Genomic DNA, 22,609 nt, shown 5'->3' on the forward strand with positions numbered 1-22,609 from the left:
CCTGGCCCGGGAGGGCCGGAAGTGCTCGAATGACTACGTGAACCCTGAACCAACGGAGGAACCGGAGGGCAGGCCGATCGGCCGCCGTGTCTTCCTCGGCACCCTCGGCCTGGGCGCCCTCGGCGTCGCCGCCGCACCGGTGCTGCAACGGGGCCTGGAGGGCTTCCTCGGCAGCGTCTCCGGCAAGGACCCCACGGGCCTGACCGGCCTGCTGCCCAACGGCGGCGGCTTCCGCTACTACTCGGTCGCCGCGTCCGTCCCGCACAGGGGCCCCGCCGACTACCGGCTCACCGTCGACGGGCTGGTCGACCACCCGCGCACCTACACCCTCGCCGACCTGCACGCCCTGCCGCAGACCCGGCTGGTCAAGGACGTCCAGTGCGTCACCGGCTGGCGGGTCCCGGGCACCCCCTTCGAGGGCGTACGCCTCTCCCACCTGCTGGACGCCGCGGGTGTCCGGGCCGGCGGCAAGGCCATCCGCTTCACCTGCTTCGACGGCGCCTACACCGAGAGCCTCACCCTCGACCAGGCCCGCCGTCCGGACGTCCTGGTCGCCCTGCGTATGCAGGACAAGGACATCGGCCACGACCACGGCGGCCCGGTCCGGCTCTACGTCGCCCCCATGTACTTCTACAAGTCGGCCAAGTGGCTCTCCGGCATCACCGTGACCGACGAGGTCCGCCCGGGTTACTGGGAGAAGCTCGGCTACGACGTCGACGCCTGGGTCGGCCGCTCGAACGGACGGACCGATGAGCCTACGAGCTGAGACCCCGGCCCCGCCGAGCGCCCGCGTCCGCCGCTTCAGCCGGGCCGAACGGTGGGTGCACCGCACCACGGCCGCCCTGATGGGCGTGTGCGTGGTGACCGCGGCCTGCCTCTACATCCCGCAGCTCGCCGTGCTCGTCGGGCGCCGCGAACTGGTCGTCCGCGTCCACGAGTGCGCCGGGCTGGCCCTGCCCGTCCCCGTCCTCCTCGGCCTGGCCTCCCGGGCCTTCCGCGCCGACCTGCGCTTCCTCAACCGCTTCGGCCCCCACGACCGCGTGTGGCTGCGCGCCGTGCTCGTACACGACAAGCGCCACTCCTCGCGTCCGGCGGGCAAGTTCAACGCGGGCCAGAAGGTCTACGCGGCCTGGATCGCCGGGGCCACCCTGGTCATGCTCGGCACCGGCCTGATGATGTGGTTCACCCACCTCACCCCGCTGATGTGGCGCACCTCGGCGACCTTCGTCCACGACTGGCTGGCGCTGACCATCGGCGTGGTCCTGGCCGGCCACATCGGCATGGCGCTGGGGAACCCGGAGGCACGCCGGGGACTGCGGACCGGGTCGGTGAGCAGAGAGTGGGCGAAGCGGGAGCACCCCCTGTGGCGTCCGTGAGGACGACCTGGAGGTCGTCTTCCTAGACTTGAAGGGTGGCCCGGCCCAATGAAGAGGTCGAGGCGCTCCTGCGGGAGTACGCGGACCTCATCGCCATCACGGGAGGCGACGCCTTCAAGGCGCGCGCCTACGAGAAGGCCGCGCGTGCCATCGGCGGCCATCCCGCCGACATCTCCCATCTGGACGTCAACGGCCTGAAGGAGATCCCGAACGTGGGCAAGTCGATCGCCGAGAAGGTGGTCGAGTACCTGCGCACCGGCATGATGGCCGTGGTCGAGGAGCGCCGGGCGAAGATCCCCGCCGGGGTACGGCAGCTGATCACCATCCCCACGCTCGGCCCGAAGAAGGCACTGCGGCTCTACCAGGACCTGCACATCTCCTCGGTGGACGAACTGGCCGCGGCCATCGAGGCGGACGCGCTGGCCGATGTGAAGGGGTTCGGCGAGAAGACGCAGGAGAACATCCTGCACGGGATCCAGCTGCTGCGGCAGGCGGGCGGCCGCATCCCCGTCCACCTGGCCCTCGACACCGCCGAGGAGATCGTCGCCGAACTGTCCGCGGTGACCGGCTGCAAGCGCTGCACCTACGCCGGATCGTTGCGGCGCATGAGGGAGACCGTCGGCGACATCGACATCCTCGTCGCGGCCAACCGGTCCGGGCCCTTCATGGACGCCCTCGTCTCGCTGCCGTCGACCGCGGAGGTGATCGCCCACGGCGAGAAGAAGACGTCGGTCCGCACCCACAAGGGCGTCCAGGTGGACCTGCGGGTGCTGCCGCCCGACTCATGGGGCGCCGGACTGCAGTACTTCACCGGCTCCAAGGCGCACAACATCCGCACCCGCACCATCGCCGTCCACCAGGGGCTCAAGCTCTCCGAGTACGGCCTGTTCGACGCCGAGAGCGGGAAGTCGCTGGCCTCCCGAACCGAGGAGGAGGTGTACGACCGGCTCGGCCTGCCCTGGATCCCGCCGACGCTGCGGGAGGACCGGGGAGAGATCGAGGCGGCCCTGCGCGGTGAGCTGCCCGAGGTGCTGACCGAGCGGGACATCCGCGGCGACCTGCACACCCACACCGACCTCACCGACGGCCTCGCACCGCTGGAGACGATGCTGGAGGCCGCCGCCGCACGCGGCTACGCCTACTACGCGGTCACCGACCACGCGCCCAACCTGTACATGCAGCGCATGACCGACGAGAAGGTCCTCGCCCAGCGTGAGCAACTGCGGGAACTGGACGGCACCTTGGGCAGGATGCGGCTGCTGCACGGCACGGAGCTGAACATCGGCCCCGACGGCGACGTGGACTGGCCGGACGACTTCCTGGCCGGATTCGACCTGTGCGTGGCCTCCCTGCACTCCCACTTCGACCTGAACCCCAAGGCGATGACCCGGAGGCTCCTGCGGGCCTGCGAGAACCCCTACGTGAACGTCATCGGCCACCCGACCACCCGGCTCATCGGCAAACGGCCGGGCGTCGACGCCGACTGGGACGAGGTGTTCGCCGCCTGCGCCCGCAACGGCACCGCGCTGGAGGTCAACGCCCAGCCCGACCGGCTGGACCTGCGCGACGAGGACATCCTGCGGGCCCGGCAGCACGGAGTGAAGTTCGCGGTGAACACCGACGCCCACTCCGTCCTCCACCTCGCCCAGCTGCGCTACGGCGTCGCCACCGCACAGCGCGGCTGGCTCACCAAGGACGACGTGATCAACACCTGGCCCCTGACCCGCCTGCGCAAGTTCCTGCGCAAGAGCGGGCGGACCTGAGCTCCCCATTCACCGCAGGGACCGGACCGTGAGCGTGCCGTCGTCCCCCTGTTCGACCCGGGTGCCGAGGTCACGGCTGCACCGGTCGAGGGCGGCGCGCAGCCACGCGGTGTCCTCGGCCGACGCGTGCTCCAGGCGCATCCGGCGCGCCTGGAGCGGCACCATCCGCAGGCAGGTCAGCCGGCCCGTGCCGGGTTCGAGCGAGGCCAGGTACAGCAGCCGCAGGTCGTCCCGGTAGCGCTCGTAGCCGCCGATGCCCTCGTAGTCGTCGACGAGGTCGCCGCAGCCGTACAGCACGAGCTTGTCCCGGTACACCTCCAGCGGACGCGGGTGGTGCGAGGAATGGCCGTGGACGACGTCCACGCCGGCGTCGACGAGCGCGTGGGCGAAGCGGACATCGGCGCGCGAGACGCCGTATCCCCAGTTGGAGCCCCAGTGGACGGAGGCGACCACGATGTCGTCCGGCCGGCCGAGCTGCCGCAGCCGGTCGGCGAAGGCGGCCGCGGCGCCCTCGGTCGGCGCGGCGACCAGGGCCACTCCGGACCGCTCGGCACCGGCGGCCCAGCTGTGCGGGATTCCGCTGGACGGCATCCCGAAGGAGAAGACCAGCACCCGTCCGCCCGCCCGCAGCGGTACGGCCGCCGGCCGCCAGGCCGCGACCTCGTCCCGACCCGCACCCGCGACCCGCAGCCCGGCCGCCGCCAGGGAGTCCAGCGTCTCCGCGAGGCCCAGCGGCCCGAAGTCGAGCACGTGGTTGTTGGCGAGCACGCAGACGTCGGGGCGCGCCGCCGCCAGACAGGGCAGGTTGGCCGGGTTCATCCGGTAGTGGACTCCCTTGCCCGGCGCGAAGTCGCCGTCCCGGGTCACGGCCGTCTCCAGGTTGATCACCCGCACGTCGGGCGCGGCACGGTCCAGCACCGGCAGGGCCTCGCCCCAGGGCCAGGACGGGTCGACCGGCCGCGGCACCGGACCGTTCGCCGACTCCGCCAGGGCCACGTAGCCGCGGGCGTCGTGCACGTAGGACTCCCGCAGGGCGGGGTCACCGGGGTGCGGGAGGATCTGGTCGACGCCCCGGCCGAGCATGACGTCTCCGGCGAGGAACAGCGTGACGAGCCCCTCGGGCATGATCCCCACCTACACGTGCGCGGGTGCCATGTGGTCGGTGAACCAGTCGCGGGCCAGCTCGGTCACGCGCTCCAGCGTGCCGGGCTCCTCGAACAGATGCGTGGCGCCGGGAACCACCTCGAGCCGGTTCTCGCACCGCAGTTGCGCCTGTGCCTCCCGGTTGAGACCGAGCACCTGGAGGTCGGCACCGCCCACGATGAGCAGCGTCGGCGCCGTCACCTCGGGCAGCCGAGGCCCGGCGAGGTCGGGCCGGCCACCGCGGGAGACGACCGCGGCCGGGCGTGCCGACGGTTCGGTGGCGGCCCACAAGGCGGCGGCCGCGCCGGTGCTGGCGCCGAAGTAGCCGACGGCGAGCCCTTCCACGTCGGGTTCCTCGCGCAGCCAGGCCGTGGCACCGGACAGCCGCCCGGCCAGCAGCCCGATGTCGAACACGTTGGCCCGGTCGCGCTCCTCGGCCTCGGTGAGCAGGTCGAACAGCAGGGTGCCGAGGCCGGCCCTGTTCAGTCCCTCGGCCACGAAACGGTTGCGCGGGCTGTGCCGGCTGCTGCCGCTGCCGTGGGCGAAGGCGACGACCCCGGTCGCGCCCTCGGGCAGGGTGAGCCGTCCGCGCAGCCGTACGGCACCGGCCGCGACCTCCACCTCGCGGTCCTCCGCGCCGGTGCCGGCGAAGCGGTCGTGGCGCCTGGCCGCCTGCCGCAGACAGGCCATGACCTCGTCGTCGCCGGTCTGGGTGAAGTCGACGTAGAACTGGCCGATCGCGAAGAAGTCGTCCGGGGTGTCGAGGCAGACCAGTTCGTCGGCGTCCCCGCCGAGCCGCCGGGCGAAGTCCCGTGGTGCCACGGGGACCGCCAGCACGATCCGCGCCGCGCCCCGGGCCCGGGCGATCCGGCAGGCCGCCCGCGCGGTCGAGCCGGTGGCCACACCGTCGTCGACGACCACGACGGTCCGGCCGGCGACGGAGACGGGGGTGCGGTCGCCCCGGTAGCGGGCGGCCCGCTGTTCGAGCACCTCGCGCTCGTGTCTCTCGACCCGGTCCAGCGCCGCCTCGCCGACACCGGTGAGGCGCAGCACCTCCTCGTTGATCACCCGTACGCCGCCCTCGCCGATCGCGCCCATGCCCAGCTCCGGCTGGTCGGGCACGCCCAGCTTGCGCACCAGGCAGACGTCGAGCGGCGCGTCGAGCGCCTCGGCGACCGCCGCGCCGACCGGCACCCCGCCGCGCGGCAGCCCCAGCACCACGACGTCCTGACCCCTCAGGTACTCGAGGCGGGCGCCCAACAGCCGCCCCGCCTCGATTCGGTCGGTGAAGAACACGGCAGGGCTCCGTCATCCCTCGGTCGGCCAGAGGGGCGCGGGAGTGTCCATCTCGGTCGCACCCATCTCCTTCATGTCGCCCGAGGCCGCGCGCAGCAGCAGACGGCCCATGGCGATCAGCGCACGACCGGCCGCGAGTTCGTCACCGATCTCGGGCACCGCCGTGTCGTAGGGGCTCCTGCGGGCCTCCGCGTGGCTCTCCAGGACGTTGTCCCCGGTGTCCAGGATGATCCGGGCCGTGGTGTCCGGGTCGTGTTCGGACAGGTACAGGTTCAGCCGCCATTCCTTGACGGACGGAGGACGGTTGCTCACGGGTCGAGTCATCGTCCGTCTCTCCTCACTGCGCTGCGAGGCAACGGGACGCACCGGCGCGTCTCCTCTTCCACTGTGCACCGCACAGGCGGCCCGCGCCTCCCCGGTCACGGGCAGAATATGGGCCATGACCACGCGCACCTGCCCCTGCGGCCGACCCGAGTCCTACGACGCCTGCTGCGGCCGCTTCCACTCGGGGTCGGCCGCTGCGCCGACCGCCGAAGCGCTGATGCGGTCGCGGTACAGCGCGTTCGTGAAGGGGGACACGGGGTATCTGATGCGGACGTGGCATCCCCGGACCCGGCCGGAGCGGCTGGATCTGGACCCCGGCATGGAGTGGACGGGGCTGGAGATCCTCGGCAGCACCGACGGGTCCGCCTTCCACACCACCGGCACCGTGACGTTCCGCGCCTCCTACCGCGGCGGCTCGCTGCACGAGCGCAGCCGGTTCGAGCGGGTGGACGGGGCGTGGGTGTACGTCGACGGGGACATCCTCGACTAGGACGTCAGGACGTCGTGGTACGTCGGCTGCCGGTCACGCCGACTAGGGCGCCAGGATGTCCAGTTCATGGAGGGCGCCCACGGTGATCTCGCGGGTCAGCTCTTCGGCGCGGGCGGCGTCACCCGCGCGTACCGCCTCCGCGACCTGCACGTGCAGGGTCACCGCAGCCGGGTCGGGGTCCTCGAACATCACCTCGTGATGGGTGCGCCCGGCCAGCACCTCCGCGACGACGTCGCCGAGGCGGGCGAACATCTCGTTGCCCGAGGCCGTGAGGATGACCCGGTGGAAGGCGATGTCGTGGACCAGATACTCCTCCAGCCGGTGGCCGCGTGAGTTGGACACCATACCCAGCGCGCACTCGGTGAGTTCGGCGCACTGCTCGGCCGTGGCGTTCTTCGCGGTCAGGCCCGCCGCCACCGGCTCGACCGCCGAGCGCAGCACGGTCAGGGAGCGCAGCTGGTGCGGGCGGTCGGCGCCCGCGAGGCGCCAGCGGATGACCTGCGGGTCGTAGACGTTCCACTCGGCCTTGGGGCGGACGGTCACGCCCACCCGGCGACGGGACTCGACCAGGTGCATGGACTCCAGCACCCGGACCGCCTCCCGCATCACGGAACGTGACACCTCGAAGTGCTGTGCCAGCTCGTCGGTTCGCAGAACGCTGCCCGGCGGGTACTCGCCCGCGGTGATCGCGGGACCGAGGGTGTCCAGTACATGGCCGTGCAGCCCCCGGCCCGGTGTGCTCATGCACTCAGCGTACGGCGTGGATCACAGAGCCAAAAAGTCAGACTTATATGTCACGCACTCTTGAATTCGTCGTACCTAATGGGTTTCAGTGTGGCGACGCCGGACGTCGGCGTCGGATGTCGAGGAAGACAGCGAGGCAGTCATGCGCACCCCCCAGGTCGTCGTCGTGATGGGCGTCGCCGGGACGGGCAAGACCACGATCGGTCCTCTGCTCGCCGCCCGGCTGGGCGTCCCGTACGCCGAGGGCGACGACTTCCACCCCAAGGCCAACATCGACAAGATGTCGGCCGGGATCCCGCTCGAGGACGCCGACAGGTGGCCGTGGCTGGAGGCCATCGGTCACTGGGCGCACGGGCGGGCCGGGCTCGGCGGGGTGGTCAGCAGCTCGGCGCTGAAGCGGTCGTACCGCGACCGGCTCCGGGCGGTTGCGCCCGGGATCGTGTTCGTGCACCTCACGGGCGACCGCGAGCTCATCGAGGACCGGATGTCCCACCGGCAGGGTCACTTCATGCCGACCGCCCTGCTGGACTCCCAGTTCGCCACGCTCCAGCCCCTGGAGCCCGACGAGCCGGGAGTCGCCGTGGACGTCAGCGGCAGCCCCGAGGAGATCACCGACCGAGCCGTGAAGGCACTCGACGCGCTTCCCGGCACTCCCGCGTAGCACCCCACCCCCGTCCCCCGTACCTGCAAGGGAACCCCCGTGACCAGACTCAGAGTCGAGATGCTGGCAGCGGACACCGTCCAGCCCATCACCTCGGCCGGCCACGCCCAGCTCGGCATCGCCGTCCTGGCGGGCATCGCCGTCATCGTCCTGCTCATCACCAAGTTCAAGCTCCATGCCTTCCTGGCGCTGACCATCGGGTCGCTGGTCCTCGGGGCCGTCGCCGGGGCACCGCTGGACAAGGCCATCACCAGCTTCACCACCGGGCTCGGCGCCACGGTGGCCGGCGTCGGCGTCCTGATCGCGCTCGGGGCGATCCTGGGCAAGCTGCTCGCCGACTCGGGCGGCGCCGACCAGATCGTCGACACGATCCTCGCCAAGGCGGGAGGGCGTGCGATGCCGTGGGCGATGGTGCTGATCGCGTCCGTGGTCGGCCTGCCGCTGTTCTTCGAGGTCGGCATCGTGCTGCTGATCCCGGTCGTGCTGATGGTCGCCAAGCGCGGCAACTACTCCCTGATGCGCATCGGCATCCCGGCGCTGGCCGGTCTGTCCGTGATGCACGGCCTGATCCCGCCGCACCCCGGCCCGCTGGTCGCGATCGACGCGGTCGGCGCCAACCTGGGCGTGACGCTGGCGCTCGGCATCCTCGTCGCCATACCGACAGTGATCATCGCCGGCCCGGTCTTCTCCCGGTTCGCCGCCCGCTGGGTGGACGTCCCGGCCCCCGACCGCATGCTCCCGCAGCGCGCCTCCGAGGAGTTGGAGCGCCGGCCCGGCTTCGGCGCGACGCTCTTCACCATGCTGCTGCCGGTGGCGCTGATGCTGGCCAAGGCGCTGGTGGACATCGTCGTCGACGACTCCACCGACATGACCCAGCGGGTCTTCGACGTCGTCGGCTCCCCGCTGATCGCGCTGCTCGCCGCCGTCATCGTCGGCTTCTTCACGCTGGGCCGGGCCGCCGGGTTCGGCAAGGAGCGGCTCCAGCAGACGGTCGACAGGGGCCTGATGCCCATCGCCGGCATCCTGCTGATCGTCGGCGCGGGCGGCGGCTTCAAGCAGACCCTGATCGACTCCGGGGTGGGCCAGATGATCCTGGACATCTCCAAGGACTGGTCGATCCCGGCGCTGCTGCTGGCCTGGCTGATCGCGGTGGCGATCCGGCTGGCCACCGGCTCGGCGACCGTGGCGACGATCTCGGCGGCCGGCCTGGTAGCGCCGCTCGCGGCCGACATGTCGACCACCCACACCGCCCTGCTGGTCCTCGCCATCGGCGCCGGCTCGCTCTTCTTCAGCCATGTCAACGACGCCGGCTTCTGGCTGGTGAAGGAGTACTTCGGGCTGAGCGTCGGGCAGACCGTCAAGACCTGGTCGGTGATGGAGACGATCATCTCGGTGGTCGCCGGCGGCCTGGTCCTGCTGTTGTCCCTGGTGATCTAGGAGCGGTACGGCGATGACGGCTCACCCCCTCTTCGACATCGGCGGCCGTACGGCCCTGGTCACCGGCTCCAGCCGCGGCATCGGCCGCGCGCTGGCCCGGGGCCTGGCGGAGGCCGGCTGCACGGTGGTCCTCAACGGGCGCGACCCGGACCGGCTGGCCGAAGCGGCCGCGGGACTCCCCGGGGACCGCACCCACACGGCGGTGTTCGACGTGACCGACGGTCCGTCCGTGGCCGCCGGGATCGCGGACGTCGAGGAGCGGGTGGGCCCGCTCGACATCCTCGTCAACAACGCGGGCATGCAACTGCGCGCCCCGTTGCTGGAGTTCACGGAACCGGACTGGCACCGGATCCTGGACACCAACCTCACCAGCGCGTTCCTGGTCGGCCGCGAGGCGGCCCGGCGGATGACGGAACGTGGCCACGGCAAGATCATCAACATCTGCTCGCTGCAGAGCGAGGTGGTACGGGCCGGCATCGCGCCCTACGCCGCCACCAAGGGCGCGCTGAAGATGCTCACCAAGGGCATGTGCGCCGACTGGGGCCCGTACGGCGTCCAGGTCAACGGGCTCGGGCCCGGCTACATCGAGACCGAGCTGACCAAACCCCTGGTGGCGGACGCGGAGTTCAGCGCCTGGGTGCGTCGCCGCACCCCGGCCGGCCGCTGGGGCCGTACCGGGGACCTGGTGGGCGGGGTGCTCTTCCTCGCCTCGCCCGCCGCCGACTTCGTCAGCGGGCAGATCCTCTACGTCGACGGCGGTATGACGAGCGTGCTCTGAGAGGAGCGGCGGACATGCTGGGTTGTGTGATCCACGGCGCGGGGGAGCTGCGCGTGGCGGAGCTGCCGGTCCCCGAACCCGGGCCCGGCCAGGCCCTGGTGGCCGTCCGGTACGGCGGTGTGTGCGGCTCCGACCTGCACTACTGGCGACACGGCGGGGTCGGCGACTTCCGGCTCAGGGAGCCGATGGTGCTCGGGCACGAGGTCGTGGGGACCGTGGTCTCCTACGGCGCCGGAGCCACCGGTCCGGTACCCGGTACGGCCGTCGCCGTGCACCCCGCCACCCCCTGCGGCCGGTGCCCGGAGTGCGGTGCCGGGCGGGCGAACGTCTGCCGGGACACCCGGTACCTCGGCAGCGCGGCCCGCTTCCCGCATGTGCAGGGCGGGTTCGCCGGCCGAGTGGCCGTACCGGCAGGGCAGTTGAGGCCCCTTCCGGACGGGCTCCGGCTGCGGCGGGCGGCCCTCGCCGAGCCGCTCGCGGTCGCGCTGCACGCGGTGCGGCGGGCCGGGGACGTGTCCGGCCGGCATGTGCTGGTGACCGGGGCCGGGCCGATCGGATGCCTGGTCGTCGCCGCGGCGAAGGCGGCAGGCGCGGCACGGGTGACCGCGACCGACCTGCTGCCCGAGGCACTCGGATACGCGGCCCTCGCCGGGGCCGACACCCTCGTACGCGCCGACGACCCGGACGACACCGGGTGGCCCGCCGAGGCGGACGTGGCCGTCGAGGCTTCCGGGGTCGCGGCCGGCCTCGACACCTGTCTCCGGCTGGTGCGGCGCGGCGGCGTGGTGGTCCAGCTCGGGATGCTGCCGCCGGGACAGAGTCCCTTCCCCGGGAACCTGCTGGTGAGCCGGGAGATCGAGCTGCGGGGCGCGTTCCGTTTCGGCACCGGGTTCGACGAGGCGCTGCGGCTGCTGGCGGCCCGCGAGGAGTTCGACGGGCTGATCAGCGCGGTCGTTCCGGTACGGCAGGCCGAGGCGGCGTTCGCGCTGGCCGCCGACCGGAGCCGGTCGTGCAAGGTCCTGCTGGAGTTCGAGAACTAGACGGCCGCCCGCGTGCCCGGCATCGGCAGCGGCGGCAGCGCCGCCCCGTACACCCACGCCTCGAACAGCCCGTCCAGCGGCTCGTCCGCGAACCGGGCCACGTGCGCGGTGAACGCCGACGTCGTCACCGAACCGTTCCGGTGCAGCCGCACCCAGCTGCGCACCATGAGGAAGAACGCCTCCTCGCCCAGCGCGCAGCGCACCGCGTGCAGGGTCAGGCCGCCGCGCTCGTAGAGCCGGTCGTCGAACATCGACTTGCGGCCCGGGTCGGCCAGCCGGAGGTCCTGCGGCAGCGTGGACAGCAACCGGTGTGCGGCCGCGGCCAGTTGCTGGGCGCTGCGGCCGCCCGAGCGCTCGGACCACAGCCACTCCGCGTACTTGGCGAAGCCCTCGTTCAGCCAGATGTGCCGCCAGTCGGCGATGGACACGCAGTTGCCGAACCACTGGTGCGCCAGCTCGTGCGCCACCAGGCGCTCCGAACCCCGGGCCCCGTCCACGTGGTTGGAGCCGAACAGCGACAACCCCTGTGCCTCGACGGGCACATCGAGTTCCTCCTCGGTCACCGCGACCGCGTACTCGTCGAACGGGTACGGCCCGAACAGCTCCTGGAACAGCTCCATCATCGCGGGCTGCCGCGCGAAGTCCCGGGAGAACTCGGGCAGCAGATGCGCCGGGATGTGCCCGTGCTGCGGGATGCCGCCCGGCCCCGGGTCGCCCAGCAGCACCGTCTGGAACTTGCCGATCGCGAGACCGACCAGATAGCTGGACGTGGGCGCGGCCTGCTCGTACACCCAGGTGGTCGTCGAGGCCTTCGTCGTACGGGTCAGCAGGCGCCCGCCCGCGACCACCGCGTACGCCGACGGCGTGGTGACCGAGATCAGGTACGACGCCTTGTCGGCCGGCCGGTCGTTGCACGGGTACCAGGACGGCGCCCCGATCGGCTGGCTCGCCACCAGCGCCCCGTCCGACAGCTCCTCCCAGCCGATCCCGCCCCAGGGGCTCGACACCGGGCTGGGGTTGCCGGACCAGTGCACCTCGACCGTGAAGGCGGCCCCGGCCCGGATCTGCTTGACCGGGCGGATGCGCAGTCTGCCGCCACGGTGCGTGTAGTGCGGCTGCCGGCCGTCCACCCGGACCCGCCCGATCTTGAAGTCGGCCAGGTTGAGCTGGAACTCGGTGAGCGCCGACCGTCCCGCGATCGCGTTGATCCGGGCCGTGCCCGCCAGCCGGTTCGGACCCGGGCGGTAGTCCAGCGTGAGCTCGTAGCGGTGCACCCGGTAGCGGGAGTCACCGTTGTCCGGGAAGTACGGGTCCGGGCCGACCGACTGCTGAACTGCCACTGCTGTGTCCGCTCCCTGCGCTGTGCCACCACTCCGTGCCGGTGCACCGTCCGCGACACCGTCGGCGGGCGACCCCGAGAAGGCCGCGCTCACGGACGCCATGCCTCGATCGGGTTGCCGAGCCAGCGGGTGTCGTCCGGGACGGACTCCGCGGCCATGACGAGCGACGCGGGACCCAGGGTCGTACGGGCCCCGACCGTGCTGCCGGGCAGCACGATCCCGCCAGGGCCCAGCGTGGCGCCCTCACGGAGGACCACAGTATCCGTCCGCAAGATCCGGTCGTGGAAGAGGTGAGTCTGCAGGACACAGCCGCGGTTCACGGTGGCCGCGTCTTCCAAGGTCACCAGGTCCGTCTCCGGCAGCCAGTAGCTCTCCACCCAGACGCCCTTGCCGATGCGGGCACCGAGCCCGCGCAGCCACGCCGTCATCACCGGCGTCCCCGGCACGGCCCCGGCCAGCCACGGCACGGCCAGCACCTCGACGAACGTGTCCGCCAGCTCGCCTCGCCACACGAAGGAACTCCACAGCGGATGCTCCCCGGTGCGGTGCCGCCCCACCAGCAGCCACTTCGCCACGACGGAGGTGAGCGCGGCCGCGGCCCCGGCCGCGAGCAGCACCAGCCCCGACAGCAGCGGCGCCCACGGCCCCAGCGCGCACAGCGCCGCCACCGTCAGCACGGCCAGCGCCGCCGAGCAGAAGACCGGCACGATCCGGCACAGCTCCACCAGACCGCGCGCCCACAGCAGCCGGGCGGGCGGGTCGTACGTACGGCTCTGGTCCCCGCCGGCGGCACTGCGCGGCAGCTTCACCGGCGGCAGCCCCAGATACGAGGTGCCCTTCTTGGCCTTCTTGGGCGTCGCCGACAGCACACCGACCAGGCCGCCGTCCGGCACGCTCCGCCCCGGCGCGGTCATCCCGGAGTTCCCGAGGAAGGCCCGCCGCCCGATCTCCGCGTGCCCGATCCGCACCCAGCCGCCCCCCAGCTCGTACGGCGCGGTCAGCGTGTCGTCCGCCAGGAAGGCCCCGTCGCCGACCGTGGTCAGGCTCGGCAGCGCGAGCACCGTCGACACCTCGGCGCCCCGCCCGACCCGCATCCCCAGCAACCGCAGCCACACCGGCGTGACCAGCCCCGCGTACAGCGGGAACAGCGTCTCCCGGGACCGGTCCATCAGCTGCGTCACGGTCCACGCCTGCCAGCCGACCCGGCTGTGCGTCGGATGCGTGCCCTCGCGCAGCCCCAGGCTGAGCAGGCGTACGGCGATCAGGATCAGCAGCGCGTACGCCAGCCCGTAGGCGAGCGTGGCCGGGACGAGCCCGAGCGCGGCCCCGCGCAGTGCCTGGGCGGGCGAGGTGCCGGGCGCCACGAAGACCCCGGCGACCAGCAGCGCAGCCCCGCCCGCGAGCAGCGGCAGCGCACTGAGCGCCATGCCCGTCACGCCGTACATGATCCGCCAGTACGTGCCCCGCTGCGGCCGCTCCTTCGGCCAGTTGCGCTTGGCCTTGCCGAGCTTGACCGCGGGCGCGCCCGCCCACCGCTGACCGGTGGGCACCTGCCCGGTGACCGCCGACCCCGGCGCCACCTCGGCCCGCTTGCCGACCCGCGCGCCCGGGAACAGCATGCTGCGCGTCCCGACCACGGCGTGCGCGCCGATCCGCACCGGACCGACCGCCAGCCGGTCACCGTCCAGCCAGTACCCGCGCAGGTCCACCTCGGACTCCACGGCTGCGCCGCGCCCCAGCCTGAGCAGACCGGTGACCGGCGGCAGCGAATGCAGGTCCACCTCGGGCCCGACCCTGGCGCCCAGCGCCCGCGCGTACCGCTCCAGCCACGAGCCGGTCAGCGAGGTGGCCCCGCTGAACTCGGCCAGCCGCTCGGCGGTCCACAGCCGCAGATGCACGCTCCCGCCACGCGGGTACGTGCCGGGCTCCAGGCCCCGCAGCAGCAGCCGCGCCCCGCCCGCCGCGAGCGCGATCCGGCCGGGCGGGCTGAAGAACAGCAGGGCGCCGGCCGCGAGCAGCCACCAGGGGGCGGTCGGCAGCCAGGCGTAGGCGGGCAGCAGCTTCCCGACGGCGGCCAGGACCACCGTCCAGCGCAGCCCGAGCAGCGTGAGCAGCGGGACGAGCAGCAGGAGCTGGAGCGCCTGGGCGCCCACCGGCACCGGAGCCACCGTCCGCCGCGCGCCGTCGCCCTGGGCCGAGGCCTCCAGGCGCCGGGCCAGCTTGCGCAGGGTGGGCTGCTGATAGACGTCGAGGACGGCGGCGCTCGGGTAGCGCGTGCGCAGCCGGGTGGTGAGCTGGGCGGCGGCCAGACTGCCGCCGCCGATCGCGAAGAAGTCGTCGCAGGCGCTGGTCACCGGGATGCCCAGCACCTCGGCCCACTGCTCGGCGAGCCAGGCCTCGGTGCCGTACAGATCGGCCTTGGGGGCCTGCACGCCCTCCAGCGGCCACGGCAGGGCGTCGCGGTCCACCTTCCCGGACGTCCGGGTCGGCAGCTCGGCGACGGGCGCGAGCAGCGGCACCAGCGCGGCGGGCAGCTCCGCGCGCAGCTTCTCGACGGCGGCCGCCTGGTCCCAGCCGTCCTGGGTGACGACGTACCCGACGAGGAGCTGGTTGCCACTGCGGGCGGTGCGCACCGCGGCGGCGGCCCCCGCCACACCGGGCAGCGCCTGCAGCGCGGCGTCCACCTCGCCCAGCTCGATCCGCCGCCCGCCGAGCTTGATCTGCTCGTCGGCCCGCCCCAGGAAGACCAGTCCCTCGGGCTCGGCCCTGACCAGGTCACCACTGCGATACGCCCGCCCCCAGCCCAGCGACTCCAGCGGCGCGTACTTCTCCGTGTCCTTCCCGGGGTCGAGATACCGCGCGAGCCCGACCCCGCCGATCACGAGTTGCCCGCTGCCCCCCATGGGCACGGGCTCCCCGCTCTCGTCGACGACAGCGAGCTCCCACCCGTTCAGCGGCAGCCCGATCCGCACCGGCTCCTCACCCGTGAGGAGCGCCGCACAGGCCACGACGGTCGCCTCGGTCGGCCCGTAGGTGTTCCACACCTCGCGCCCCTCGGTGACCAGCCGCTGCGCCAGCTCGGGCGGGCAGGCCTCGCCGCCGAAGATCAGCAGCCGTACGTCGTTGAGGGTCTCGGGCTCCCACAGCGCGGCCAGCGTGGGCACGGTCGACACGACCGTGATCTCCTGCTCGACCAGCCAGGGCCCCAGATCGGCACCGCTCCTGACCTGCGACCGGGGCACGGGTACCAGACAGGCGCCGTACCGCCAGGCGAGCCACATCTCCTCGCAGGACGCGTCGAAGGCGACGGACAGCCCCGCCATGACCCGGTCCCCGGGCCCGACCGGCTCGTCGGTGAGGAAGAGGGCCGCCTCCGCGTCCACGAACGCGGCGGCGCTGCGGTGCGTGACGGCCACACCCTTCGGCTTTCCGGTGGACCCGGAGGTGAAGATGATCCAGGCGTCGTGCTCGACGCCGGGCCGGGCGGCGGGGGAGCCGGAGGCGCCCTGGGCGGTGATGGTGTGCCCGGCCCCGATGACGGCCCGCACGGCCGCCTCCCCGAACACCAACTCGGCCCGCTCGTCCGGGTCCTCGGCGTCCACCGGGACGTAGGCGGCGCCGGCGGCGAGGACGGCGAGAATCGCGACGTACAGGTCATTGGTCCCCGAGGGAACCCGCACCCCGACCCGGTCCCCGAGCCCGACCCCCGCCTCGGCGAGCCGTCGCCGCAACCGCTCCACCTCCACGGCCAGACCGCGGTAGGTGAGGCGGTGGGTGCCGTCGTCCAGGGCGAGTTCGTCGGGGTACGACCGCACGGACGCGTCGAAGACGTCGACCAGCGTGCGCGGTGAGGCGGCGGGCCCCGCGGAGAAGCGTGCCCTGTCGCCGAACTGCGTGCGGAACTCTTCGTCGAGCAGGCCGAGAGCACTGCTCTCGTCTATGGCTGCCATCGGTCCTCGCGTCTCGATCCCGGAAGCCTCCGGGGCGCTGGCGGGCCCGCAGGTCTGCCTGGGGTTGTCCGGCTCCAGCTCGGTAACAAGCCGGAAATATTAGTACGACGCTAGGCTTCGCCTCTTGGTCCAGCCACCCGGGAAGGCTGTCCGGGTGAGTGGGGGCGGACCGGACCGGCAGCGCTGACCTGCCGTTTTCGTGCCCGACGAGAGATGTCCCACACGCACCGCAAGCGAGTGGACACTCAGGGCAATTCGTGCCGTCAACTACCGCCGCCCGCCGCGAACTCCGCGACGAGTTCCCGCAGCGGCTGTGCCGCCTGCTCGGGCGTCAGCCGGGTGTCGATGCCCAGGACTCGGATCGTCCCGAGATGCCGCCCGCCCGGTCCGTCGATGCGCACGGTCCGGCTCGTGGCGCCTTCCGGTCCGGGGTGGACGAGGGCGGCGAGCGGGGCGTCCGGTGTCGTGTATCCGGCGATGTACGTGAGGAGCTGATGCCGGTTCTCGGCGCTGAGCCGCTTCCCGTCGTATCCGATGTACTTGGCGTCGACGGGCAGGTAGCGCGCCTCCGGATCCTCGAACCGCACCAGGATGTCGGGCCGGAAGGGCTGCGGGTACGGGCCGGTCTCGTCGCTCGTCCTGATGGCGGGGACCTCGGCGACCTCCACGTGCCGCCCGCCGAACTCCTGCGCCGCCCGCGCGGCCATCCGTTGGACGACCACTTCCCAGAGCCGGTCCATCCGCAGCAGCAGGCTCCCCGCGGGCAGGCCGCGGTCGTGCAGCAGGTCGGTCACCCCGCCGCCGCCCAGGACCAGCCGGGCCCAGGTGTGGGCAGGCCGGTAGCGGGAGTTGAGCCTTGTATAGCGGGCGCGGGCCAGCAGACGAGGGGCCGTCACCGGCAGTTGTGGTCGGGGGAAGCGCTCGGCCAGATCCCGCAGGGCCAGGGCCAGGTTCGCGTCGGCGGCCAGCGGTATCGCCGCGTGCAGCGCGGCACCGCAGACCAGGTTCTCCCAGGTGTCCACGCGCCGTTCGAAGTTCCGTACGTGCAGCCGGTCGACGACGCCGTACCGGTGCGTCAGCTGCGCCCGCAGGTCCAACTGCCCGCGCAGCACCGGCTGCACCTGCTCGGTCCGTACGTAGTCACGCCGCAGCCCCTCGTCGAGCAGCGCCCGGCATTCGGTGAGCAGGGCGTGCGGGACGACGGCGGCGTAACCGGCGCTGCCCGTCAGCCACTTCCTGGAGGCCGGGTCGTCGAACGGCAGCCGGGTGTCGCGTGCGTAGCAGAGCCAGGACATCAGCCGGGCACCGGAGATGGCCATCTTCGGAGCGACGACCAGACGTACGTGCTGCAGCCGCAGGACCCCGACCGTGGACCTGGCCTCCAGCTTCCAGCCGTCCGGTGTCCGCTGCAGCCGGAGCCGGTCCTTGTCACGGAGCCGGTCGAGGACGCGCTGATCGGCTTCGGTGAGTTCGCCGGGCTCCAGCACAACGGACTTGTGCTCCTGCACGAAGACGTCCCTGAGCCCCGAGCCGCGCTCACCGCTCGACGGCATCGTCCGGCTCCGTGAACTCGGCGGCCAGCTTGTTGGGGAGGTCCTGCGGTGTCATACGCGCGATACGGCCGGAGTCCGGGTCCACGAGGTCGCCCAGAACGGCCCGCAGCGGCTCGGGTCGGCCCATGCCGTGGTCCTCGATCTGCGGCACGATGTCGTGGTAGAAGACGGCGCTGAGCTCCTCCTCCGTGGTGACGGGCCGGTCCTCCCGCAACAGGAACGCCTGGCCGATCTGCTGGTCGGCGCCGAACTCCCGGACGAGTCTGGTGTTCAGCCCGGCGAGGAACGCCGCGAGGTCGAGCGCGCCGACGGAACCCTCGACGGAGTCCAGATCGGGCGGCACCTCCAGGAACGCGAAGCGCCGCCGGATCGCCGCGTCCAGGTGGCCGACGCTTCGGTCGGCCGTGTTCATCGTGCCGATGATCCGGACGTTGGGAGGAATGCCGACCTGCCGCCCGCTGATGGGCAGGGTCACGGGGATCGCCCGCTTGTCGATCTCCAGCAGGGTGACGAGTTCGCCGAGGATGCGGGGCAGGTCACCGCGGTTGATCTCGTCGATGATCAGGAGAAAGGTCCGGCCGGGCGCCTTCTCGGCCGCCGCGCAGATCCGGAGGAAGATCCCGTCGCGCCGCTCGAGCTTCAGCCCGGCCTGGTCCGAGGCCGGGTCGGGCTTGTATCCCTCGACGAAGTCCTCGTACCCGTACGACGGATGGAAGGTCACCAGGGAGACCTCGGTCACCTCGTCGGTCCCCGGCGCGGGCAGCAGGCTCGTCACGGCCGCCGAGCGTTCGGCCGGCGTCGCCTCGATGGCGTCCGGCCGTCCGGTCAGCGCCAGCGCGGCGCTCAGGGCCAGCCTGGTCTTGCCGGTGCCGGGCGGTCCGAAGAGGATCACCTGCCCCTTGTGTTCCAGCGCGTCGAGTACGTCCTCCACGGCGCCGGGAACCTCCACCGACGCCGGCAGCGCGGCCGGCACCGCGCGTGCTTCCCTGATGCGCCGCAGGAGCTTCTCGGGGACCTTCGCGAACGTGGGCTGCCAGGCGTTCTCGGGCGGGAAGACCTGGGCGTAGCTCTCGTCCCAGGTCACGGGCACCTTGTGCCGGAACTCGGCGTACGACTCGTCGTAGGTGTAGCCGCCGCTGACCTCGCCCAGCGCGAGCACCTCCGACTTGCCGCGGTTGGCGACGACAAGGTCGCCGGGTTCGAGGTCGCGGTAGGTCAGCAGCTGCCGCGCGAGCCGCAGATGCCCGCCCGCCGACTGCGGCCATACGTTGTCCAGCGCCTGTTTGAGTTCCGTGTCGCTCTCGTAGTCACCGAGATCGCCCACCTCGTCCCAGCCGACCCGGATGTGCTGCCCCTCCCGGCACTCCTCCCACAGCCGGGCGTTCTGTCCGGGGGCGATCTTCCAGGTGTCGCGGCGCCTGGGCTTCGGGGAGAACTCGCCGTACAGGAAGCGCATGACCTCCAGGGGGTGCCATCCGTCGAACTCGGGCCTGGCGCGGACGAGGGCGAGCAGATCCCGGTTGGCTTGCCAGGAACGGACGTTCCCGTAGGCCTGATGCCCGGTGCCGCCGAGCAGGTCCGTGAAGTGCCTGATGTGGGAGGCCGAGTAGATGGGCAGGAAATCGTCCGGGAAGTAGGTGGCCAGAGACTTGGTGACCAGCGCCTGCCCGTAGGACAGGGTGTCGAGGTCGTCGATGGCGCGGAAGTTCCTGACCCGCACGCCGGCGAACGCGGCGACGAACTCCTCGCGCACCACGTCCCACGCCTCACCGGCGCTCACCTTCCGTAGCGGGGCCGGCAAGCGCCACTCATCGGCGCGCCGGCTCCGGTAGATGATGTGTTTCGCCGCGCTGCCGCCGCGGATGCTGCCGAGCACATCCGTCCCGTACTCCATCAGCCAGCAGAACGGGCGGCCGAGCGCTGGGTCGTAGGACGTGCCGAGTGCGTATCGGCGCAAGGGCAGACGGGGCCAGTCGTCGAGCGGAAACCTCTCGACCACCCGCTGCCGGACCTGCTCGGCCCGCTCCAGTAAGTCCCTCAGCGCCGCCCGGTCGAAGACCCGGGCCGCCGCTTCCACGCTCGTCTTGTCTGCCACCGGCTCATAATTCACCCCGGGGACCGGCCGGAGGAGGGAAACAGGGAAAAGCAGAGGGCCCCTGATGAACAGGGGCCCTCACTGGTGTCCGAGGGGGGACTTGAACCCCCACGCCCGATAAAGGGCACTAGCACCTCAAGCTAGCGCGTCTGCCATTCCGCCACCCGGACAAGGTGTCTGTCGTGCGGGCTCTCCCCGCGACGACGAAGGAAACATTACCAGGCTTTCGGGGGTGGCTGATCACACCCCGTCCCGCGGCCCGGTCCCGCGTGAACGGCGTGTGACGGGTCGGGACCGGTCTTGGGCCCGGGGCCGGGCGGAGAGAGGATGAGGGGGACCACCAGCAGACAGCGGAAGGACGCAGCGTGAGCGAGACGGACACGGCCAAGGGCGTCACCGGCGAGGACGAGGTCGTGGACCTCTGCCGCGAGCTGATCCGGTTCGACACCAGCAACTACGGCGACCACTCGGGCCCCGGGGAGCGCAAGGCCGCCGAGTACGTCGCGGAGAAGCTCGCCGAGGTCGGGCTGGAGCCGAAGATCTTCGAGTCGCACCCGGGACGCGCCTCCACCGTGGCCCGGATCGAGGGCGAGGACCCGTCCCGGCCCGCGCTGCTCATCCACGGCCACCTGGACGTCGTACCGGCCAACGCCGACGACTGGACCCACCACCCGTTCTCCGGTGAGGTCACCGACGGGTGCGTGTGGGGGCGCGGAGCCGTCGACATGAAGGACATGGACGCCATGACCCTCGCGGTCGTGCGTGACCGGCTGCGCAGCGGGCGGCGGCCGCCGCGGGACATCGTGCTCGCCTTCCTCGCCGACGAGGAGGCCGGCGGCACGTACGGCGCCCGGCACCTGGTCGACAACCACCCGGACCTGTTCGAGGGCGTCACCGAGGCGATCAGCGAGGTGGGCGGCTTCTCCTTCACCGTGAACGAGCAGCGGCGGCTCTATCTGATCCAGACGGCCGAGAAGGGCATGCACTGGATGAAGCTCACCGTGGCCGGTACCGCCGGGCACGGGTCGATGATCCACCGGGACAACGCCATCACCGAGCTGTCCGAGGCGGTCGCCCGGGTCGGCCGGCACAAGTTCCCGGTGCGGGTCACCAAGACCACCCGGGCCTTCCTCGACGAGCTGGGCGACGCACTCGGCACCGAGCTGGACCCGGAGGACATGGAGTCCACCCTGGCCAAGCTCGGCGGCATCGCCAAGCTCATCGGCGCGACCCTGAGCAACACCGCCAACCCCACCCAGCTGAACGCCGGTTACAAGGTCAACGTCATCCCGGGCGAGGCCACCGCGCACATCGACGGACGCTTCCTGCCGGGCCACGAGGAGGAGTTCCTCGGCGACCTCGACCGGCTGCTCGGGCCGAACGTCCGGCGCGAGGACGTGCACTCCGACAAGGCGCTGGAGACGAGCTTCGACGGGGCGCTCGTCGAGGCCATGCAGTCCGCGCTGCTGGCAGAGGACCCGACCGCCAAGGCGATCCCCTACATGCTCTCCGGCGGCACCGACGCCAAGTCCTTCGACGACCTCGGCATCCGCGGCTTCGGCTTCGCGCCGCTCAAGCTGCCGCCGGAGCTGGACTTCGCCGGCATGTTCCACGGCGTGGACGAGCGGGTCCCGGTGGACGGGCTGAAGTTCGGCGTGCGGGTGCTCGACCGGTTCATCGACGCGTCGTGAAGTCTTGGGCCCAGGTATTCGGGCGCCCGTACGAGATCGACTGAGAAGAGTGAATGCGACGATAAGCTCGTAGCTCCATTACTCCCTCCTCGTTACAGGTAATGCGATGCCGCACCTTGGGATCGCGTTTGCCTACAAGGAGGAATAATGATCAAGAAGGTCGTCGCTGCCGCCGCTGCCACCGGTGGTCTGGTTCTCGCCGGCGCGGGCCTGGCCGTCGCCGACTCGGGTGCCCAGGGTGCCGCCGTGAACTCGCCGGGCGTCATTTCCGGCAACGTCGTCCAGGTGCCCGTGCACGTCCCGGTGAACGTGTGCGGCAACACGATCAACGTGATCGGGCTCCTGAACCCCGCCTTCGGCAACACCTGCATCAACAGCTGACGCCGGCTTTCTGAGGGGCGTCTTTCACGAGCCGTCGGCCTCGGCGTGCGCGCCATGCGCTCCGAGGCCGACCGGTCTTTTTTTCGCGGAAATCCTTTTCGCGGAACGCACGGAGAATCGAAGGCAGGGGGGAAATCCAGAAATGCGACAGGTCACCCGCAAGGGCCTGATGACCATGGCGGCCGCCACCGGTGTGCTCGCCGCCGCGAGCGGCTACGCCCAGGCCGACTCGGCCGCGGTCGGCTCCGCGGCCGGCTCGCCCGGCGTACTGTCCGGCAACACGGTGCAGGCGCCGGTGCACGCGCCGGTGAACGTGTGCGGCAACACCGTGAACGTGGTCGGGCTTCTCAACCCGTCCGTGGGCAACAAGTGCGCCAATCATGGCGGTAGCGACGCGGGGGGTTACGGCGACTCGAGCGGCTCCGGTGGCTCCGGCGGTTCGCACGCGGGCGGTCACACCGGCGGCTCGCCGGGCGTCGGCTCGGGCAACACCGTCCAGGTGCCGATCGACGTGCCGGTGAACGTGTGCGGCAACAGCGTGGACGTG

Annotated in this window: 19 protein-coding genes and 1 tRNA gene; 11 read left to right on the plus strand and 9 right to left on the minus strand. The window is 72.0% G+C overall.

The features are described 5' to 3' along the window. Positions 1 to 37: 37 nt before the first annotated feature. From ACWC5O_RS19810 to polX, 3 genes are read left to right on the plus strand one after another with little or no spacing between them, the layout of a single operon-like run. Positions 38 to 766, plus strand: coding sequence for a molybdopterin-dependent oxidoreductase (locus ACWC5O_RS19810; RefSeq protein WP_450584439.1), 729 nt, complete (start codon positions 38 to 40; stop codon positions 764 to 766). Continuing rightward, complete coding sequence (locus ACWC5O_RS19815; protein ID WP_450584438.1) at positions 750 to 1,376, plus strand: cytochrome b/b6 domain-containing protein; 627 nt, start codon at positions 750 to 752, stop codon at positions 1,374 to 1,376. The genes ACWC5O_RS19810 and ACWC5O_RS19815 overlap by 17 nt, the downstream gene beginning before the upstream one ends. A 35-nt stretch (positions 1,377 to 1,411) precedes the next feature. Further along, positions 1,412 to 3,139 (plus strand): DNA polymerase/3'-5' exonuclease PolX, encoded by a 1,728-nt coding sequence (polX, locus tag ACWC5O_RS19820; protein ID WP_450584437.1) that lies wholly within the window; start codon positions 1,412 to 1,414, stop codon positions 3,137 to 3,139. Positions 3,140 to 3,148: 9 nt separating this feature from the next. Here the strand turns inward: polX and ACWC5O_RS19825 are convergent, their stop codons facing one another. From ACWC5O_RS19825 to ACWC5O_RS19835, 3 genes are read right to left on the minus strand one after another with little or no spacing between them, the layout of a single operon-like run. Next, positions 3,149 to 4,264, minus strand: a complete 1,116-nt coding sequence (locus ACWC5O_RS19825; protein WP_450584435.1) for a CapA family protein — start codon at positions 4,262 to 4,264, stop codon at positions 3,149 to 3,151. A 9-nt stretch (positions 4,265 to 4,273) separates the two neighbouring features. Then, positions 4,274 to 5,578: a phosphoribosyltransferase family protein gene (locus ACWC5O_RS19830; RefSeq protein ID WP_450584434.1), complete on the minus strand. Its 1,305-nt coding sequence runs from the start codon at positions 5,576 to 5,578 to the stop codon at positions 4,274 to 4,276. A 12-nt stretch (positions 5,579 to 5,590) separates the two neighbouring features. Beyond that, a complete protein-coding gene (locus ACWC5O_RS19835; protein ID WP_450584432.1) occupies positions 5,591 to 5,890 on the minus strand; it encodes a dsRBD fold-containing protein in 300 nt (99 codons plus the stop codon). A gap of 127 nt (positions 5,891 to 6,017) precedes the next feature. Between ACWC5O_RS19835 and ACWC5O_RS19840 the strand changes: the two genes are divergently transcribed. Beyond that, a complete protein-coding gene (locus ACWC5O_RS19840; protein ID WP_450584431.1) occupies positions 6,018 to 6,392 on the plus strand; it encodes a YchJ family protein in 375 nt (124 codons plus the stop codon). Between the two features lie 42 nt (positions 6,393 to 6,434). On the opposite strand, the gene ACWC5O_RS19845 is transcribed toward ACWC5O_RS19840, so the two are convergent. Next, the gene (locus ACWC5O_RS19845) at positions 6,435 to 7,136 is read right to left on the minus strand and encodes a FadR/GntR family transcriptional regulator (RefSeq protein WP_450584429.1); all 702 of its coding nucleotides are present in this window, start codon (positions 7,134 to 7,136) and stop codon (positions 6,435 to 6,437) included. A gap of 142 nt (positions 7,137 to 7,278) precedes the next feature. On the opposite strand from ACWC5O_RS19845, the gene ACWC5O_RS19850 reads away from it, so the two are divergent. Genes ACWC5O_RS19850 through ACWC5O_RS19865 form a run of 4 tightly spaced genes read left to right on the plus strand, consistent with a single transcriptional unit; the run spans position 7,279 to position 11,052 of the window. Beyond that, positions 7,279 to 7,797 carry a gluconokinase gene (locus ACWC5O_RS19850; RefSeq protein WP_450584427.1) on the plus strand — a complete coding sequence of 173 codons (519 nt, stop codon included), beginning with the start codon at positions 7,279 to 7,281 and terminating at the stop codon, positions 7,795 to 7,797. A gap of 39 nt (positions 7,798 to 7,836) precedes the next feature. Then, entirely contained in the window at positions 7,837 to 9,234 is a 1,398-nt protein-coding gene (locus ACWC5O_RS19855) for a GntP family permease (protein WP_450584425.1), read from the plus strand. A 13-nt stretch (positions 9,235 to 9,247) separates the two neighbouring features. Further along, positions 9,248 to 10,012: an SDR family oxidoreductase gene (locus ACWC5O_RS19860; RefSeq protein WP_450584424.1), complete on the plus strand. Its 765-nt coding sequence runs from the start codon at positions 9,248 to 9,250 to the stop codon at positions 10,010 to 10,012. 14 nt (positions 10,013 to 10,026) lie between these two features. After that, a complete protein-coding gene (locus tag ACWC5O_RS19865; protein ID WP_450584422.1) occupies positions 10,027 to 11,052 on the plus strand; it encodes an L-idonate 5-dehydrogenase in 1,026 nt (341 codons plus the stop codon). Here the strand turns inward: ACWC5O_RS19865 and ACWC5O_RS19870 are convergent. The 5 genes from ACWC5O_RS19870 to ACWC5O_RS19890 all read right to left on the minus strand — a co-directional run bounded on the left by ACWC5O_RS19870 (position 11,049) and on the right by ACWC5O_RS19890 (position 20,160). Further along, positions 11,049 to 12,392 carry a M1 family metallopeptidase gene (locus ACWC5O_RS19870; protein WP_450584421.1) on the minus strand — a complete coding sequence of 448 codons (1,344 nt, stop codon included), beginning with the start codon at positions 12,390 to 12,392 and terminating at the stop codon, positions 11,049 to 11,051. The two genes, ACWC5O_RS19865 and ACWC5O_RS19870, sit on opposite strands and share 4 nt — an antisense overlap. Before the next feature lie 89 nt (positions 12,393 to 12,481). Beyond that, positions 12,482 to 16,342: a Pls/PosA family non-ribosomal peptide synthetase gene (locus ACWC5O_RS19875; RefSeq protein WP_450584419.1), complete on the minus strand. Its 3,861-nt coding sequence runs from the start codon at positions 16,340 to 16,342 to the stop codon at positions 12,482 to 12,484. 263 nt (positions 16,343 to 16,605) lie between these two features. Next, the gene (locus ACWC5O_RS19880) at positions 16,606 to 17,895 is read right to left on the minus strand and encodes an McrC family protein (protein ID WP_450584417.1); all 1,290 of its coding nucleotides are present in this window, start codon (positions 17,893 to 17,895) and stop codon (positions 16,606 to 16,608) included. Then, the gene (locus ACWC5O_RS19885; RefSeq protein ID WP_450584415.1) at positions 17,879 to 19,990 is read right to left on the minus strand and encodes an McrB family protein; all 2,112 of its coding nucleotides are present in this window, start codon (positions 19,988 to 19,990) and stop codon (positions 17,879 to 17,881) included. Before ACWC5O_RS19885 ends, ACWC5O_RS19880 begins: the two co-directional genes overlap by 17 nt. An 82-nt stretch (positions 19,991 to 20,072) precedes the next feature. Next, a tRNA-Leu gene (locus ACWC5O_RS19890) sits at positions 20,073 to 20,160 on the minus strand. 195 nt (positions 20,161 to 20,355) lie between these two features. Here ACWC5O_RS19890 and ACWC5O_RS19895 point away from each other — a divergent pair. The 3 genes from ACWC5O_RS19895 to ACWC5O_RS19905 all read left to right on the plus strand — a co-directional run. Continuing rightward, positions 20,356 to 21,681: a M20/M25/M40 family metallo-hydrolase gene (locus ACWC5O_RS19895; RefSeq protein WP_450584414.1), complete on the plus strand. Its 1,326-nt coding sequence runs from the start codon at positions 20,356 to 20,358 to the stop codon at positions 21,679 to 21,681. 147 nt (positions 21,682 to 21,828) lie between these two features. After that, on the plus strand, positions 21,829 to 22,062 hold the full coding sequence (chpH, locus tag ACWC5O_RS19900) for a chaplin ChpH (protein ID WP_450584412.1): 234 nt from the start codon (positions 21,829 to 21,831) through the stop codon (positions 22,060 to 22,062). Positions 22,063 to 22,204: 142 nt separating this feature from the next. Next, a partial coding sequence (locus tag ACWC5O_RS19905) for a chaplin (protein WP_450781024.1) occupies positions 22,205 to 22,609 on the plus strand: 405 nt, incomplete at its 3' end.

Source organism: Streptomyces sp. NPDC001450 (assembly GCF_053597295.1).